Origin of the sequence: Vibrio sp. VGrn 2 (genome assembly GCF_009361695.1) — a bacterium.
GTDB lineage: Bacteria > Pseudomonadota > Gammaproteobacteria > Enterobacterales > Vibrionaceae > Vibrio > Vibrio diabolicus.
On sequence record NZ_RBWD01000022.1, the window covers coordinates 22547 to 36963 of the forward strand.

At 45.4% G+C, this 14417-nt stretch carries 15 protein-coding genes; 14 read left to right on the forward strand and 1 reads right to left on the reverse strand.

From position 1 onward, the window contains the following. Positions 1 to 23: 23 nt before the first annotated feature. Positions 24 to 935, forward strand: coding sequence for a DNA-binding transcriptional regulator OxyR (gene oxyR / locus D8S93_RS22510; RefSeq protein ID WP_005395720.1), 912 nt, complete (start codon positions 24 to 26; stop codon positions 933 to 935). Positions 936 to 986: 51 nt separating this feature from the next. Here the strand turns inward: oxyR and D8S93_RS22515 are convergent, their stop codons facing one another. Continuing rightward, positions 987 to 3548: a penicillin-binding protein 1A gene (locus D8S93_RS22515; RefSeq protein ID WP_048626702.1), complete on the reverse strand. Its 2562-nt coding sequence runs from the start codon at positions 3546 to 3548 to the stop codon at positions 987 to 989. Between the two features lie 143 nt (positions 3549 to 3691). Between D8S93_RS22515 and pilM the strand changes: the two genes are divergently transcribed. The 13 genes from pilM to rpsR all read left to right on the forward strand — a co-directional run bounded on the left by pilM (position 3692) and on the right by rpsR (position 14398). Then, positions 3692 to 4708, forward strand: coding sequence for a type IV pilus biogenesis protein PilM (pilM, locus tag D8S93_RS22520; RefSeq protein WP_152815641.1), 1017 nt, complete (start codon positions 3692 to 3694; stop codon positions 4706 to 4708). After that, positions 4692 to 5267, forward strand: a complete 576-nt coding sequence (locus D8S93_RS22525; protein ID WP_005395717.1) for a PilN domain-containing protein — start codon at positions 4692 to 4694, stop codon at positions 5265 to 5267. The genes pilM and D8S93_RS22525 overlap by 17 nt, the downstream gene beginning before the upstream one ends. Continuing rightward, a complete protein-coding gene (locus D8S93_RS22530) occupies positions 5260 to 5853 on the forward strand; it encodes a type 4a pilus biogenesis protein PilO (RefSeq protein WP_152815643.1) in 594 nt (197 codons plus the stop codon). The genes D8S93_RS22525 and D8S93_RS22530 overlap by 8 nt, the downstream gene beginning before the upstream one ends. Continuing rightward, complete coding sequence (locus D8S93_RS22535; protein ID WP_005395715.1) at positions 5843 to 6358, forward strand: pilus assembly protein PilP; 516 nt, start codon at positions 5843 to 5845, stop codon at positions 6356 to 6358. The genes D8S93_RS22530 and D8S93_RS22535 overlap by 11 nt, the downstream gene beginning before the upstream one ends. 25 nt (positions 6359 to 6383) lie before the next feature. Then, positions 6384 to 8132: a type IV pilus secretin PilQ gene (locus D8S93_RS22540; RefSeq protein WP_193621662.1), complete on the forward strand. Its 1749-nt coding sequence runs from the start codon at positions 6384 to 6386 to the stop codon at positions 8130 to 8132. A 187-nt stretch (positions 8133 to 8319) separates the two neighbouring features. Next, positions 8320 to 8838, forward strand: coding sequence for a shikimate kinase AroK (gene aroK / locus D8S93_RS22545; RefSeq protein ID WP_005381319.1), 519 nt, complete (start codon positions 8320 to 8322; stop codon positions 8836 to 8838). A 32-nt stretch (positions 8839 to 8870) separates the two neighbouring features. Next, positions 8871 to 9971 (forward strand): 3-dehydroquinate synthase, encoded by a 1101-nt coding sequence (gene aroB / locus D8S93_RS22550; protein WP_046874636.1) that lies wholly within the window; start codon positions 8871 to 8873, stop codon positions 9969 to 9971. Between the two features lie 52 nt (positions 9972 to 10023). Beyond that, positions 10024 to 11538: an AAA family ATPase gene (locus D8S93_RS22555; protein WP_152815649.1), complete on the forward strand. Its 1515-nt coding sequence runs from the start codon at positions 10024 to 10026 to the stop codon at positions 11536 to 11538. A 69-nt stretch (positions 11539 to 11607) separates the two neighbouring features. Further along, positions 11608 to 12447: a Dam family site-specific DNA-(adenine-N6)-methyltransferase gene (locus D8S93_RS22560; RefSeq protein WP_047009939.1), complete on the forward strand. Its 840-nt coding sequence runs from the start codon at positions 11608 to 11610 to the stop codon at positions 12445 to 12447. 92 nt (positions 12448 to 12539) lie between these two features. Beyond that, on the forward strand, positions 12540 to 13211 hold the full coding sequence (rpe, locus tag D8S93_RS22565) for a ribulose-phosphate 3-epimerase (protein ID WP_005395709.1): 672 nt from the start codon (positions 12540 to 12542) through the stop codon (positions 13209 to 13211). A gap of 242 nt (positions 13212 to 13453) precedes the next feature. Then, positions 13454 to 13843, forward strand: coding sequence for a 30S ribosomal protein S6 (gene rpsF, locus D8S93_RS22570; protein ID WP_005381299.1), 390 nt, complete (start codon positions 13454 to 13456; stop codon positions 13841 to 13843). An 8-nt stretch (positions 13844 to 13851) separates the two neighbouring features. Beyond that, a complete protein-coding gene (priB, locus tag D8S93_RS22575) occupies positions 13852 to 14154 on the forward strand; it encodes a primosomal replication protein N (protein WP_005381298.1) in 303 nt (100 codons plus the stop codon). Between the two features lie 16 nt (positions 14155 to 14170). Beyond that, on the forward strand, positions 14171 to 14398 hold the full coding sequence (gene rpsR / locus D8S93_RS22580) for a 30S ribosomal protein S18 (RefSeq protein ID WP_000090472.1): 228 nt from the start codon (positions 14171 to 14173) through the stop codon (positions 14396 to 14398). Positions 14399 to 14417 lie beyond the last annotated feature (19 nt).

Here is a 14417-nt window from a genome sequence, read left to right on the forward strand (position 1 = left end):
TTAAAAGAAGCGAATTGTGAGTTATGAATATTCGAGATTTTGAGTACTTAGTTGCACTTGCGGAACATAAGCACTTTCGCAAAGCGGCAGAAGCATGTTTTGTTAGCCAACCAACATTGAGTGGACAAATTCGTAAGCTAGAGGATGAACTCGGTACCACGCTTTTAGAGCGAAGCAGCCGTCGCGTTTTGTTTACCGATTCAGGGTTGCAGTTGGTGGAGCAAGCTAAGCGTATCTTAAGTGAAGTGAAAACTTTTAAAGATATGGCGAGTGGTCAGAGCGGAGCAATGACTGGGCCGATGCATATCGGTTTCATCCCGACGGTAGGTCCGTATCTACTACCCAAAATTCTGCCGCAGATAAAAGAAGCATTTCCTGAACTGGAGCTGTTCCTGCACGAAGCTCAAACACATCAGTTGGTGCGTCAATTAGAAGAAGGTAAATTGGACTGCTTGGTCTTGGCTTCGGTTGATGAAACGGCACCTTTTAAAGAAATCGAAGTGTATAACGAGCCGTTAAGCGTAGCGGTGCCATGTGATCATGAGTGGGCCTCTCTCGACCATGTTGATATGTTGGAGTTGAATGGTAAAACCGTTTTAGCGCTAGGAGACGGTCACTGTCTGCGTGATCAAGCGTTAGGTTTCTGTTTTGCTGCCGGAGCGAAAGACGATGAACGCTTTAAGGCAACCAGTTTGGAGACACTGCGGAATATGGTCGCTGCTGGTGCTGGGATTACGTTATTGCCTCAGCTTTCTATCCCCAATGAGAAGCAAAAAGATGGCGTGTGCTATGTACCAGCCGTTAACCCTACGCCTTCGCGCAATATAGTCCTTGTATATCGCCCGGGCTCACCACTGCGTGCAAGGTTTGAAGCTTTGGCGGCGAAGATTAAAGAAGTATTGGCTTCTTATCCTTCATTGAACGCCGCGGCGTAAAAGCCGACATAAAAAAGGGAGAGCGAATGCTCTCCCTTTTGCTTTAGTGATTTAGAACAGCTCTTCTGCGCCAGAGCCGGAAGAATAAATACTGTCTTCCAAACGGTCTCCAGCGTATTCGGTAGGCTCAGTGCCTTTTTCAAAGTATTCGAACATCGATGTGCTGTCTACTTTGTGCGTTAGCATGCCAGTGTTGCGATCAATACGAACACGAATGATGTTGTCTGGAATATTTTTACCTTGCTCAGGTGTTTCTTCTAGTGCAACGCGCATAAAGTCAATCCAAGCGGGTTCTGCGGTTTTCGCACCCGATTCAGCACCAGAAATTTGGCCTTTGCCTAGGTTGCTATTAACCGTTGTGCGACCAAGGGCGCGTGAGTGATCATCAAAACCAACCCAAGCAATGGCAACAACACCAGGACCATAGCCGTTGTACCAAGCATCTTTGGAGTCATTCGTTGTACCCGTTTTACCACCGATATCACGACGCCCCAGTTTTTGTGCACGCCAGCCAGTACCGTTCCACCCCGTACCTTCACGCCAGTTACCACCACCCCAAATGTTGCTGTACATCATCTCACGCATCAAGAATGCGTTTTGCTCAGAGATAACTTGTGGAGCATATTGAGGTTCATCATTTTCCAGTGCGTTGTCTGTTGCCAAACCATCAATCGCGACGTCTTGTTCGCCAAACTCATCGGCATAGCGATTGTCTGGCTCATCGCTCATTTGTGGGCAATCCTTATGACAAACGCTCTTTGGATTCGCTTTAAACAGCACTTCACCGAATGCATCTTCCACGCGTTCTACGTAGAACGGTTCGACGTAATAACCTCCGTTTGCAAATACAGAGTAGCCTTGCGCCACTTTCATTGGTGTTAAGCTACCAGCACCGAGCGCGATGGTCTCTGAACGTGGTACTTGGTTAATATCAAAACCAAAACGAGTAAGGTACTGACGAGTCTCATCAAGGCCTACTTCACGCAGAGTACGCACTGCCATCACGTTCTTTGACTGAGCTAAGCCGAGGCGAAGGCGAGTTGGACCGCCATAGGTTGGTGGTGAGTTTTTAGGTCGCCAAGCCGAACCAGAACCTGCGTCCCATTTGTTAATCGGCGCATCGTTGATCAGAGTGGCTAGGGTAAGTCCCTTGTCAATTGCTGCTGAGTAGATAAATGGTTTGATACTTGAGCCAACCTGACGCACTGACATAGTGGCACGGTTAAACTTACTATGAACAAAGTTAAAACCACCCACTAACGATAATATCGCACCATTTTCCGGGTTCATCGCGACAAACGCGGTGTTCGCTGTTGGCACTTGGCTCAGTTTCCAGCTTTGTGTCGTGTTGTCATCTTCATTGGCTTCGCTCACTTCGCGAACCCAAACTTGTTGACCCGTCGCTAGAACATCATGCGCTGATTTTGGCGTTGAGCCTTGGCGGTTTTCGGTGATGTATTTACGTGCCCAATGCATTCCAGTCCAAGGAATAGTCTGCTCTTCATGGTTTTTAACCCAAACTTGCGCAGTTTTATCATCGACTTTTGTCACGACGGCAGGGTAAAGGTCACCATAAGTTGGTTGCTTCTTAAGGTGCTTTTCTATTTGCTCGCTGTTCCAAGCGGTTTCACCTTCTTTCCAAAGCACTTTCTCCGCACCGCGGTAGCCGTGACGTTCATCGTATGACAGCAGATTATTTACCACGGATGTATTCGCGGCATCTTGCAGTTTAGAGTCCACCGTCATGTAGATATTCAAGCCAGAGGTATAGGCTTCTTCTTCACCGTACTCTTTCACGGCCCATGCACGAGCTAGTTCCGCCACATAAGGAGCGGAAAGTTCAATTTCAGCACTGTGGTAACGCGCCACGATAGGTTCGTTGCGTGCTTCGTCATACTGTTCTTGCGTGATGTATTTTTCATCAAGCATTCGCATTAACACGACGTTACGGCGTTTTGTCGCACGCTCAAGAGAGTAAATTGGGTTCATCGTTGATGGCGCTTTTGGCATCCCTGCGAGTGTCGCAAGTTCGCTTAACGTCAATTCATCAAGGCTCTTACCAAAGTAAACTTGAGCGGCCGCACCAAAACCATATGAGCGGTAACCAAGGAAGATTTTATTGACATAAAGTTCCATGATTTCTTGCTTACTCAGAAGCTGCTCAATGTGGATAGCAATGAAAATCTCTTTAATCTTACGCATGATCTTCTTCTCATTAGATAAGAAGAAGTTACGAGCTAACTGTTGCGTAATGGTACTTGCGCCCTGCTTAGCGGAACCTGAGATCGCAACTACAACGGCTGCACGAGTGATGCCGATAGGATCGATACCTGGGTGTTCGTAAAAACGGCTATCTTCGGTTGCGATTAGCGCATGAATTAAGTCTTGAGGAATTTCATCATAAGTAACAGGAATACGACGCTTTTCACCGAACTGTGCGATCAGCTTCCCGTCTTGACTAAACACCTGCATAGGTGTTTGTAATTCAACGTCTTTTAGAGTTGCAACATCTGGCAATTCAGGCTTCACGTACTGATAGAAGCCAAATATTGTGGTGACTCCAAGAATTATGCAAATCAATGTTAAAAATAATAAACGCTTTATGAACTTCACCGGAGAATCCCTGATTGGTTGAGGCTGTGTAACGGCAAACCCTTGTACTCTTAGGTCAAAAATTTAGCACATAGAGATATTAACTCTTATTTGGGTGCTAATAACAACCTTTGCACGAAGAAATTTCGGAGCGAGAGTAAGAGATGGATAAGCTAATCGTTACCGGCATCGATATAGGCCATAACAGCCTCAAAGCCGTAGTACTTAAACCCACAGGCAACAATTACGCTCTGTTGGGTTACAAAGAAATATTACTAAAGGAAGGTATTGTCGCTGAAAATAACACTATAAATCATCAAGAAATTGTAAAGACCCTAAAGCTGATTAGAAAAGAACTGCCTTTTGGTGCTAAAAAGGTCGCAATTTCAGTGCCTGATAATTCGGTGATCAGTAAAAAACTGCAAATAGAACAAAGCCTTGAAGATAGCGAAGTTGAGTTTGCTGTGATTCAGGCATTTTCTCATCAATCGCCATTCCCTGTCGAAGAGCTGAGTTTAGACTTCGTCCGTCTTCGTGCCGAAGATGGGTTGCGTGGGACTGATAACTATCAAGTGTTTGCGACAAGAAAAGATGTGGTCGATAGTCGCGTGGATGCATTACAAAAATCCGGACTAAAACCCGTTTTAGTGGACGTGCATTCACAAAGTCTTGGTCATATCTGGAAGCTCACCGCCGATCGCTTTCCTGACAAAAATAAGTACTGCTTACTCGATATTGGCACCTCATCGAGCTCCTTTACCATGTTTACCGAACAAGGTGAGCTGTTTCACAAAGAGTTTGCTTGCGGCACTCGAGGAGCAAACAGCCCTGTTCAAGATGATTTGATGTCCGATGATGCTCAGGAGAAAACAGAGCTGTTTAATCGCCAAATCGTGGAACGGGTGAAACGTCAGATGCAGCTCTACACCTCAATTAATGGCTCGCAAAATATCAAAGGTATCTGGTTATCAGGGGAAGGAGCTTCGACACCAATGCTCGCGGAAGAGTTATCTCAGCAACTGTCACTAGAGTGTGAATTGCTAAACCCGCTAGGGCTATTTGAAATGAAGGTGTCCAAACGTAAACGTCGTGCCGCGGATTGGCAGCATTTCTCTACAGCCGCAGGACTCGCGATTCGTGGCATTCATTGGCTAGGAGGTGCGCGTGCTTTATCGCATTAATTTACTTCCTTGGAGAGAGAACCAAAGAGAAGAGCACCGACGTCGTTTCATTAGCTTGGTCGCGTTAGGCATGTTGGTTGCCATTGGTATTCAATGGGGTATTGGAAAGTTTTTTGAGTACCAACAAGATCAGCAGCAGGAGCGGCTTGATTACCTTACTCACTACATTGCTGAGCTCGACCAGCGTATTGAAGCAATGAAAATCGCCGAGCAAGAGCACAGCAAAATCCTCGAACGTTTAAAAGTGGTTGAAGGGTTACAAAACGGTCGAAACAAAACGACCGAGTTTATGAACTTGATGCCAGCCGTCATTCCTGAAGGTGTATATGTCGACAAGATCAAAATGAATGATCTGGAAATTGAGATCTCTGGGATCTCTGATAGCACTCCAAAACTTGCCACGATGCTGGACAACATGGAGCGTTCGGCCAAGTTGAATGATGTAGAAATGCACTCCATCGTTCACGGAAAAGCGCGTTTTGGAAAAGAGTTCCAAACGTTCAAAGTGTCTTTCATGTTCAAAGTGCCGGAGAAGAAAGCGGAGGCACAGCATGGTTGATTGGCAGGATCTCGAAATAGATGAAATGGCAGAGTGGCCATTGTTGCCTCAGCTTGTGGTTATCGCGCTGCTGATTTTCCTAATTCAAGGTTTTGGCTATTGGTTTTACCTTAAGCCAAAAGAAGAGCAATTGAATAACTTGGTCCAGCAGGAGCAGACGCTCAAGGTAGCACTGAAGATCAAAGCGAACAAAGTAGCTGCATTGCCTCAGCTTCAATCTCAATTGGATGAACTCACCACGCGTTACGAATTATTGCTACAACAACTGCCCGCGCAAAAAGAGTTGGCTACGATGCTCGCTTCGGTGAATGAACTCGGTATCGACAATAAGTTGACCTTTACTCGTATCGACTGGGGTGAAAAGCAATCAGAGCATTTCCTCTATCGTCTTCCTTTAAACATTGAGTTAACGGGAGATTTTCATGACATCGGACATTTTTCTCAGGAGATAGCAACGCTACCTCGAATCATCACGTTTAAAGATGTGACTTGGCAGCGTGTCAGCCAAGAAAGTGAAACTCTGCACTTTAGGGTACGAGCCAATACCTATCAGTTTAAGCCAGAGGAGACGAACAATGACAAGTAAGCATTTGCTACTGGTATTGATGGGGTCTCTGCTACTTGGATGTCAGGCGAATGATGAGTCATTAACGGATTTTATTCGAGGGGTTGAGAGTCAGGCGCGTCGAGATGTCGAGAAACTTAAGCCTGCAGATAAGTATGTTGCCGTCACGTACGCACCTGAAGTACAGCGTGCGCCCTTTGAGTTACCAAAAGAAGCCACGATCGCCACTCAGCCCGTTGCAAGAAAAGATTGCTGGCAACCGCCTTCAAGAAGGCGCACTGGCAAATTAGAAAAATTCCCATTAAGCCAATTACGTTTGAAAGGAGTTATGGGCATGGGTAATACGGTTTCTGGTCTCGTTCAGGCACCCAACGGCACCGTTTATAAAGTGAAGCCGGGGCAATACCTCGGACGCAACAATGGCAAAGTGACCCATGTCAGCCATTCCTATTTGTTAATTAATGAAACGTTGCCCGACGGCTTAGGGTGTTGGCAGAAGCGTAAAGTTAAGTTGGCTTTGAGATAGCCCCATTTATTTTTGATATTGAGTAATGAAAATGAGACAAGGATTAACACGTACACCAAGGATACTAACTGGGCTCTTCTCCTTATGGTTGTTTGTATTTTTAGCCCCTTTAGTGGCAGCAGAAGAAGTATCGTCTAATGCCTTAAAGAGTATCGATTTTCGCACTAATAAAGATAAAGACGCCGTTATTGTCGTTGAACTGGCGTCACCTGCCGCGATTGTTGATGTCAAACGCGTACAGGAAGGGTTAAGTATCGATTTGCTTAATACTTCGGTAAAAGACGAGCAACTGTATCTCCTAGACGTAAAAGATTTCTCGACTGTGGTTGAAAGCGTAGAGGTGTTTCGCGATACCTCAACTACGCGCTTGGTTGCGCACATCAATGAAGAATATACGCATGATTACCGTTTAACGGGGCGATTCTTGGAAATCAAAGTGGCTAAGATCAAACCCAATGAGAAAGCTCCGGATAAAAGCATTCTAGAAAAAGAAGGCAAGCTCATTTCGATTAACTTCCAAGATATTCCTGTACGTAACGTGTTACAGCTGATTGCCGACTACAACCAGTTCAACTTGGTTGTTTCAGACTCCGTAGAAGGTAACCTCACACTTCGTCTTGATGGTGTTCCGTGGCAGCAAGTGCTGGATATTATTTTGCAAGTTAAGGGGTTAGATAAGCGTGTTGATGGCAACGTGATTCTGGTTGCTCCAACAGATGAGCTTGATCTGCGCGAAAAACAGCAACTCGAAAAGCAGCAGCTAGAACAAACGATGGGAGAGCTTTCGTCTGAAATCATCAAGGTAAACTTCGCCAAAGCTTCAGACATTGCAGAGATGATCAACGGAGAAGGGAACATCAGTATGTTGTCTGAGCGAGGTAGTATGACCATTGATGAGCGGACTAACTCGTTATTGATTCGTGAGCTACCTGAAAACATTGAAGTGATTCGAGAAATTATTGAATCTTTGGATATCCCGGTGAAGCAGGTTCAAATTGAAGCGCGTATTGTGACCATCAATGAAGGCAACATGGACGAGTTGGGAATTCGCTGGGGCTTTACCTCTATTAATGGCAATAACACGGTTGGTGGTTCTATCGAAAACAACCTTGCCACGATCGGTTTATATAACGGTGGTGGTGAAGGAGAAGACGGTGGTGACGGTGATGGAGTAGGTATCGATGACTTCCTAAACGTAAACTTAGCTGCAACCAGTCCAAACGCGACTAGCATTGCTTTTCAGGTTGCAAAATTAGGCTCAGACACCTTGTTAGACCTCGAGCTTTCTGCGCTGCAACAAGAGTCCAAAGCTGAGATTATCTCAAGCCCACGTTTGATCACTACCAATAAGAAGCCTGCCTATATTGAGCAAGGTACCGAGATACCTTATCTAGAGTCCTCATCAAGTGGTGCTACGACGGTAACGTTCAAAAAAGCAGTATTGAGTTTGAAGGTGACGCCACAAATTACACCGGATAACCGTCTTGTGTTGGACTTAAGCGTTACGCAAGATAGACCTGGACAAGTCGTGAAAACAGGTACTGGTGAAGCCGTTGCGATTGATACTCAGCGTATCGGGACGCAAGTGTTAGTAAATAACGGTGAAACCGTCGTTCTCGGTGGTATTTTCCAGCACAGCATTACTAACGCGGTGGACAAAGTGCCTTTGTTAGGCGATCTGCCACTATTAGGTGCGCTTTTCCGTCGAAGTTATGAAAATGTTGGCAAAAGTGAGCTGTTAATTTTCGTCACCCCTAAGGTGGTGATTCAGTAGTTCTACCTCGTGAAAAACTGATTAAATCAAAAATAAAGTTGCAATAGTGGCACCATGCTTGGATAATTTCGGGTCTTATCACGAATTATCTGTGAGGAACTGGTGCCACAAGCCTTGTAGAACAGCGATTTAGCTGTGTTTTCTTGTGGCGATCTTATTGAATCAATGTTGTAAATTACTGCTAAACATGGCTGAGAAACGTAATATTTTCCTTGTTGGCCCAATGGGCGCCGGCAAAAGTACAATTGGTAGACATCTAGCACAGCAACTGCATATGGAGTTTGTTGACTCCGATACAGTGATTGAAGAACGCACTGGTGCAGACATCTCTTGGGTTTTTGATGTAGAAGGTGAAGAAGGCTTCCGCAAGCGTGAAGAAGCGGTACTTGAAGACCTAACACAAGAGCAAGGCATCGTGCTTGCGACTGGCGGTGGCTCTGTTAAGAGCAAAGAAAACCGTAATCGTCTTTCGGCACGTGGTGTTGTTGTTTACTTAGAAACGACGATTGAAAAGCAACTTGCGCGCACAAACCGTGACAAGAAGCGTCCTCTACTTCAAACGGACAACCCTCGCGAAGTATTGGAGCAATTAGCTGAAGAACGTAATCCTCTGTATGAAGAAGTAGCGGATTACACTGTTCGCACTGACGATCAGAGTGCAAAAGTGGTAGCCAACCAGATCGTAAAAATGCTAGAAGAGAGATAAGTTTTTATCTTTTTTTTAATTGGAGCAAACCGATGGAACGGATTACGGTCAACCTAGCTGAGCGTAGCTACCCAATCTCTATTGGCGCCGGGTTATTTGAGGACCCGGCGTACCTCTCTCAAGTTCTCTCAAACAAAAATGCAAAACAAAAAGTTGTTGTGATCAGTAATGTCACAGTGGCGCCTTTGTATGCAGACAAAATTTTAAAGCAACTCGAGCAGCTCGGTTGTAGTGCATCCTTGTTAGAATTGCCTGACGGCGAACAGTACAAAAACTTGGATGTGTTTAACCAAGTGATGAATTTCCTCCTCGAGGGGAATTACGCTCGTGATGTTGTGATCATCGCGTTAGGTGGTGGCGTTATTGGCGACCTTGTGGGTTTTGCTTCTGCCTGTTACCAGCGTGGGGTCGACTTTATTCAAATACCAACGACATTACTATCTCAAGTGGACTCTTCGGTGGGTGGAAAAACCGCGGTTAACCATCCGTTGGGTAAGAACATGATAGGTGCGTTTTACCAACCTAAAGCCGTGATCATCGATACCAACTGTTTATCGACGTTGCCTGAGCGTGAATTCGCAGCAGGTATCGCAGAAGTCATTAAGTACGGCATCATTTACGATGCAGACTTTTTTGTATGGTTGGAAGAAAACCTTGAACGCTTGTACGCGTTGGATGAAGAAGCGCTAACTTATGCCATTGCACGTTGCTGTGAAATAAAAGCGGAAGTGGTGGCTCAGGATGAGAAAGAATCGGGCATCCGCGCTCTGCTCAACTTAGGTCACACCTTTGGTCATGCGATTGAAGCTGAGCTTGGCTACGGCAATTGGCTGCATGGTGAAGCGGTTTCTGCTGGCACGGTTATGGCGGCCAAAACTTCGCATCTGCGCGGTCTTATTTCAGCAGAGCAATTTGAGCGTATTGTTGCGATTTTGCGTCGTGCCAAATTGCCTGTTCATACTCCAGAAAGTATGAGCTTCGATGACTTCCTCAAACATATGATGCGAGATAAAAAAGTCCTCTCTGGTCAATTAAGATTAGTTCTACCTACAGGCATTGGTAGTGCCGAGGTCATTGCTGATACGACACAAGACGTACTCAAACAGGCGATAGACTTCGGTCGCGATATTTAACCTTGTAATGGCGCCTTTGGGCGTCATTCTTGTAGTGTATTAAGGTTATTAGATGAGTGTTGCTCACGTTCTGGAATTAGATTCTCAAATCGAGTTGCTTGATAGGTTAGGATTGCTGACTAATTTTGGTTCCAACTTCATTGCGATTAATGGTCATGATGGTTATGGAAAATCTTGGTTAGCGCAGCGATACCTTGAAGTGGGTGCCAGTAACAAGAATCAATGTTTGTTACTTTGTCATTCTAATCAAGATGATGTGCAGCGCCGCATCCTTATTTTGAGTCAACTGGTTTCGGACGCATTGTTTAATCAGCAAGAGCCTTTACTTGATAGCCTCGAAAGACTATTGGGTGATGAGCCTTGTGATATCGCGATTGTGGTTGATGATGCGCATTTATTAAGTGAGACGCTCGTTTCTGAGCTTTGGATGCTGGTTTTAGAGGCGCATCATAAGCCGAATTGGACCATCAATGTCTTATTATTTACGCAGTCTGGGCGCTTAGAAGGATTGCTGTCACGTCTCAGTTACGGACAAGAGATAAAGCCTGTTGAGCTTGATATTGATATGTTGTCCGAAGTGGAAGCCCGTCGTTTCTTTGAATCACTTGTTGCGCGCTATGTTGATGATGAGGCGGAGAAGCGGGTTCGAGATACATTTAAAAAAGTTGACCCAGTACCGGGTGACATCATGGCGTTAGGAGAGATGAAAGTGGAAAAAAGGATCATTATCCGCTCGATTGTCGGTTCACCGCTGAATATTGCGTTAGTGGTATTAGCATTACTGTTGCTTGCTGCTGGTGGCTATTGGTGGATGTATAATCAACCAAGCCCTGATGATAAAGCGCAGCAAATTGCTGGTAGTTTAGAGCAAACGGCTATTCCAACTTTTGAAGATTCAGGAATCAGTGCTGCGCAGTCTTCACTACAATCTGTGACTGATGACACTAGCAGTGGTCTTGATGGCTCTGGCGCGATTGATGATTCTGATTCATTACCGCCAGCAGTAACGGAAGAAGTGGCGAGCGTTGGCAGTGATGACAATCAACAGAGAGTGGTGATTGAGTCGAATGTGGTCGATGCATTGCTTGAAGGTAAAGCTGATTCAGCAGACACAAAAGCGATTGATGATATCGTAGGTACTGATAAAGCAGAAACTGCTGATGAAACTGACTCTCCTTTGATTAAAGTCGTAAAACCAAATCAAGGTATGACGCAAACTTCTGCTCAGTCAGGAGAAGACGGTGCGAAGCAGCCTGTGGTTAAGTTTTCATTTGCTCGCGAAGAATTAAAAGCACTATCACCAAGAGCCTATACACTGCAGCTTGCTGCTATGACGTCAATGGAGGATGTACAAGCCTTCCTCGATGAGCATCAGCTGAATAATCAAGTACGAATTTATCCTACCGTTCGCAATGACACCGAGTGGTATATCATCACATACCAAGATTATCCGACAATTCAAATGGCTCGCGATGCCGTTGCAAGCTTGCCTGATTCGGTTAAGTCGGTGAGTCCTTGGGCAAAATCACTCCGTCAGGTTCATCGCGAAATTGATCGCGTGAAATAAACCTGAGCTTCGCTGAAAAATATGTTACATTCCGCAGCCTTAATTTTTGGTCGATAGATAGAGCAGTAGATGAAAAAGCAACGAGCCTTTCTTAAATGGGCAGGAGGAAAATACGGACTGGTTGAAGACATCCAACGTCATTTACCGCCGGCTCGAAAGCTAGTTGAACCTTTTGTTGGCGCGGGCTCAGTTTTTCTGAATACCGACTATGACCATTACCTACTGGCAGATATCAATCCAGATCTGATCAATCTGTACAACCTACTGAAAGAACGCCCTGAAGAGTACATCTCTGAAGCGAAGCGTTGGTTTGTTGCCGAGAACAACCGTAAAGAAGCCTACTTACACATTCGCGCTGAGTTTAATAAAACCGATGACGTGATGTACCGCTCTTTAGCGTTTTTGTACATGAACCGCTTTGGTTTTAATGGTCTATGCCGTTACAACAAAAAAGGCGGTTTTAACGTTCCGTTCGGTTCATATAAAAAGCCTTACTTCCCAGAGGCGGAATTGGAGTTTTTTGCCGAAAAAGCCAAGAAAGCCACGTTCGTTTGTGAAGGTTATCCAGAAACTTTTCGTCGAGCACGTAAGGGGAGTGTGGTGTATTGCGACCCTCCTTATGCACCGCTTTCAAACACGGCAAATTTCACCTCATACGCAGGTAATGGTTTCACGTTGGATGATCAGGCTGCATTAGCCGACATTGCTGAAAGAACCGCGACTGAGCGTGGTATTCCGGTTCTGATTTCCAACCACGACACTACGCTGACGCGTCGGTTGTATCACGGTGCGGATCTCAATGTAGTAAAAGTGAAGCGCACCATTAGCCGCAATGGCAGTGGTCGTAATAAAGTCGATGAGCTGCTTGCGCTTTTTCATGCCCCTGAGATGGATAAACCAAGTTCTTAGTTCTCACACTATTAAATCTAAATAGTGGATCTCCCCACTGGCTTCGGTAGAATTGCGCGCAGATTGTTTGCTCATTACTACTGAGGTCAGGTATGAAAGATTTTCTTATTGCTCCATCCATTTTATCGGCAGATTTTGCTCGTCTCGGTGAAGATGTCGAGAAAGTACTCGCAGCGGGTGCGGATGTGGTGCATTTCGACGTTATGGATAACCACTATGTACCAAACCTGACTTTTGGTGCACCTGTATGTAAAGCACTACGCGATTACGGCATCACAGCGCCAATCGATGTTCACCTAATGGTGAAACCGGTTGACCGCATTATTCCTGATTTCGCAAAAGCGGGTGCGTCGATGATTACATTCCATGTGGAAGCTTCCGATCATGTAGACCGTACACTGCAGTTAATTAAAGAGCACGGCTGTCAGGCTGGTGTGGTACTAAACCCAGCAACGCCACTTGCGAGCCTTGAGTTCATCATGGACAAAGTCGACATGATTCTACTGATGTCGGTTAATCCTGGCTTTGGTGGTCAATCATTCATTCCTCACACACTAGATAAACTGCGTGCCGTTCGTAAGATGATCGATGAGTCTGGTCGCGATATCCGTTTAGAAATTGATGGCGGTGTGAAGGTTGACAACATTCGTGAAATCGCAGAAGCGGGCGCAGACATGTTTGTTGCAGGCTCGGCGATTTTCGGTCAGCCAGATTACAAACAAGTGATCGACCAAATGCGCACGGAACTGGCTGAAGTAAAATAAGTCCCTATATACGCGCGATAATGCCCTGATTTTAAAGGCTGTCACTTTATTGGCAGCCTTTGTTATTTCTAGCGTTGGATGAAATAAAATATCCCCTGCGTTGAGCAAATAATCACTTGCCTATTTTGCGCCCTTTCTGTACTATTCGTGCTCCTTAAACTCAGTCAATTATCTTTAGTTCCTTGCTTCCTCTGGACGACTGAGCCATTTGTGGAAGCTGAATAATCCGTAAGGAGCAACCCATGCGTCATTACGAAATCGTATTCATGGTGCACCCAGATCAAAGCGAGCAAGTTGCTGGCATGATCGAGCGTTACACTGGTTCAATCACTGAAGCTGGCGGTAAAATCCACCGTCTAGAAGACTGGGGCCGTCGTCAACTGGCTTACCCAATCAACAAGCTTCACAAAGCTCACTACGTTCTTATGAACGTTGAAGCTGACCAAGCTGTAATTGATGAGCTAGAAACTGCTTTCCGTTTCAACGATGCAGTTCTGCGTAACATGATCATGCGTACTAAAGCAGCGATCACTGAGCAATCTATCATGCTTAAGCAAAAAGAAGAGCGTGCTCCACGTCGTGAAGAGCGTTCTGAAGCTAAGCCTGAAGCTAAGTCAGAAGCTGCTGAGTAAGTTTTCTTATGGCCAATCGAATGGAGCTGAGCGGCACCATTGCCAAACCGCCCATTCGTAGTAAAAGCCCTGGTGGCATTGAACACTGTCGGTTTTGGCTGGAGCATCGCTCTACTATTATCGAAGCTGACTTACCTCGACAAGTTTATTGTCGTATGCCGGTAGTCGTCAGCGGGCTTGGGTCACAAGCACTAACTCAGAATTTAGTTCAAGGCAGTAACATTAAGGTAAGTGGTTTTGTCACTTATCAAACCGGCCGAAATGGCGTGGGAAAATTAGTGTTACACGCCGACAACATTACTCAAATTTAAGATCAGGAGATAGCCCATGGCTCGTTTCTTCCGTCGTCGTAAATTCTGCCGTTTCACTGCAGAAGGCGTACAAGAGATTGATTACAAAGACGTAGCAACTCTTAAAAACTACATCACTGAAGCTGGTAAAATCGTACCTAGCCGTATCACTGGTACAAGCGCTAAGTACCAGCGTCAACTAGCACGTGCTATCAAGCGTTCACGCTACCTAGCTCTACTACCGTACACTGACAAGCATCAGTAATCGGTTCATTTTATTAAGA

Bases quoted from the DNA above. Each gene is read 5' to 3' on its own strand.
- D8S93_RS22530 (WP_152815643.1), top strand. From the start codon at position 5,260: ATGGTTGATTGGCAGGATCTCGAAATAGATGAAATGGCAGAGTGGCCA.
- D8S93_RS22555 (WP_152815649.1), top strand. From the start codon at position 10,024: ATGAGTGTTGCTCACGTTCTGGAATTAGATTCTCAAATCGAGTTGCTT.
- aroB (WP_046874636.1), top strand. From the start codon at position 8,871: ATGGAACGGATTACGGTCAACCTAGCTGAGCGTAGCTACCCAATCTCT.
- D8S93_RS22540 (WP_193621662.1), top strand. From the start codon at position 6,384: ATGAAAATGAGACAAGGATTAACACGTACACCAAGGATACTAACTGGG.
- pilM (WP_152815641.1), top strand. From the start codon at position 3,692: ATGGATAAGCTAATCGTTACCGGCATCGATATAGGCCATAACAGCCTC.
- rpsF (WP_005381299.1), top strand. From the start codon at position 13,454: ATGCGTCATTACGAAATCGTATTCATGGTGCACCCAGATCAAAGCGAG.
- priB (WP_005381298.1), top strand. From the start codon at position 13,852: ATGGCCAATCGAATGGAGCTGAGCGGCACCATTGCCAAACCGCCCATT.
- rpsR (WP_000090472.1), top strand. From the start codon at position 14,171: ATGGCTCGTTTCTTCCGTCGTCGTAAATTCTGCCGTTTCACTGCAGAA.
- rpe (WP_005395709.1), top strand. From the start codon at position 12,540: ATGAAAGATTTTCTTATTGCTCCATCCATTTTATCGGCAGATTTTGCT.
- aroK (WP_005381319.1), top strand. From the start codon at position 8,320: ATGGCTGAGAAACGTAATATTTTCCTTGTTGGCCCAATGGGCGCCGGC.
- D8S93_RS22535 (WP_005395715.1), top strand. From the start codon at position 5,843: ATGACAAGTAAGCATTTGCTACTGGTATTGATGGGGTCTCTGCTACTT.
- oxyR (WP_005395720.1), top strand. From the start codon at position 24: ATGAATATTCGAGATTTTGAGTACTTAGTTGCACTTGCGGAACATAAG.
- D8S93_RS22560 (WP_047009939.1), top strand. From the start codon at position 11,608: ATGAAAAAGCAACGAGCCTTTCTTAAATGGGCAGGAGGAAAATACGGA.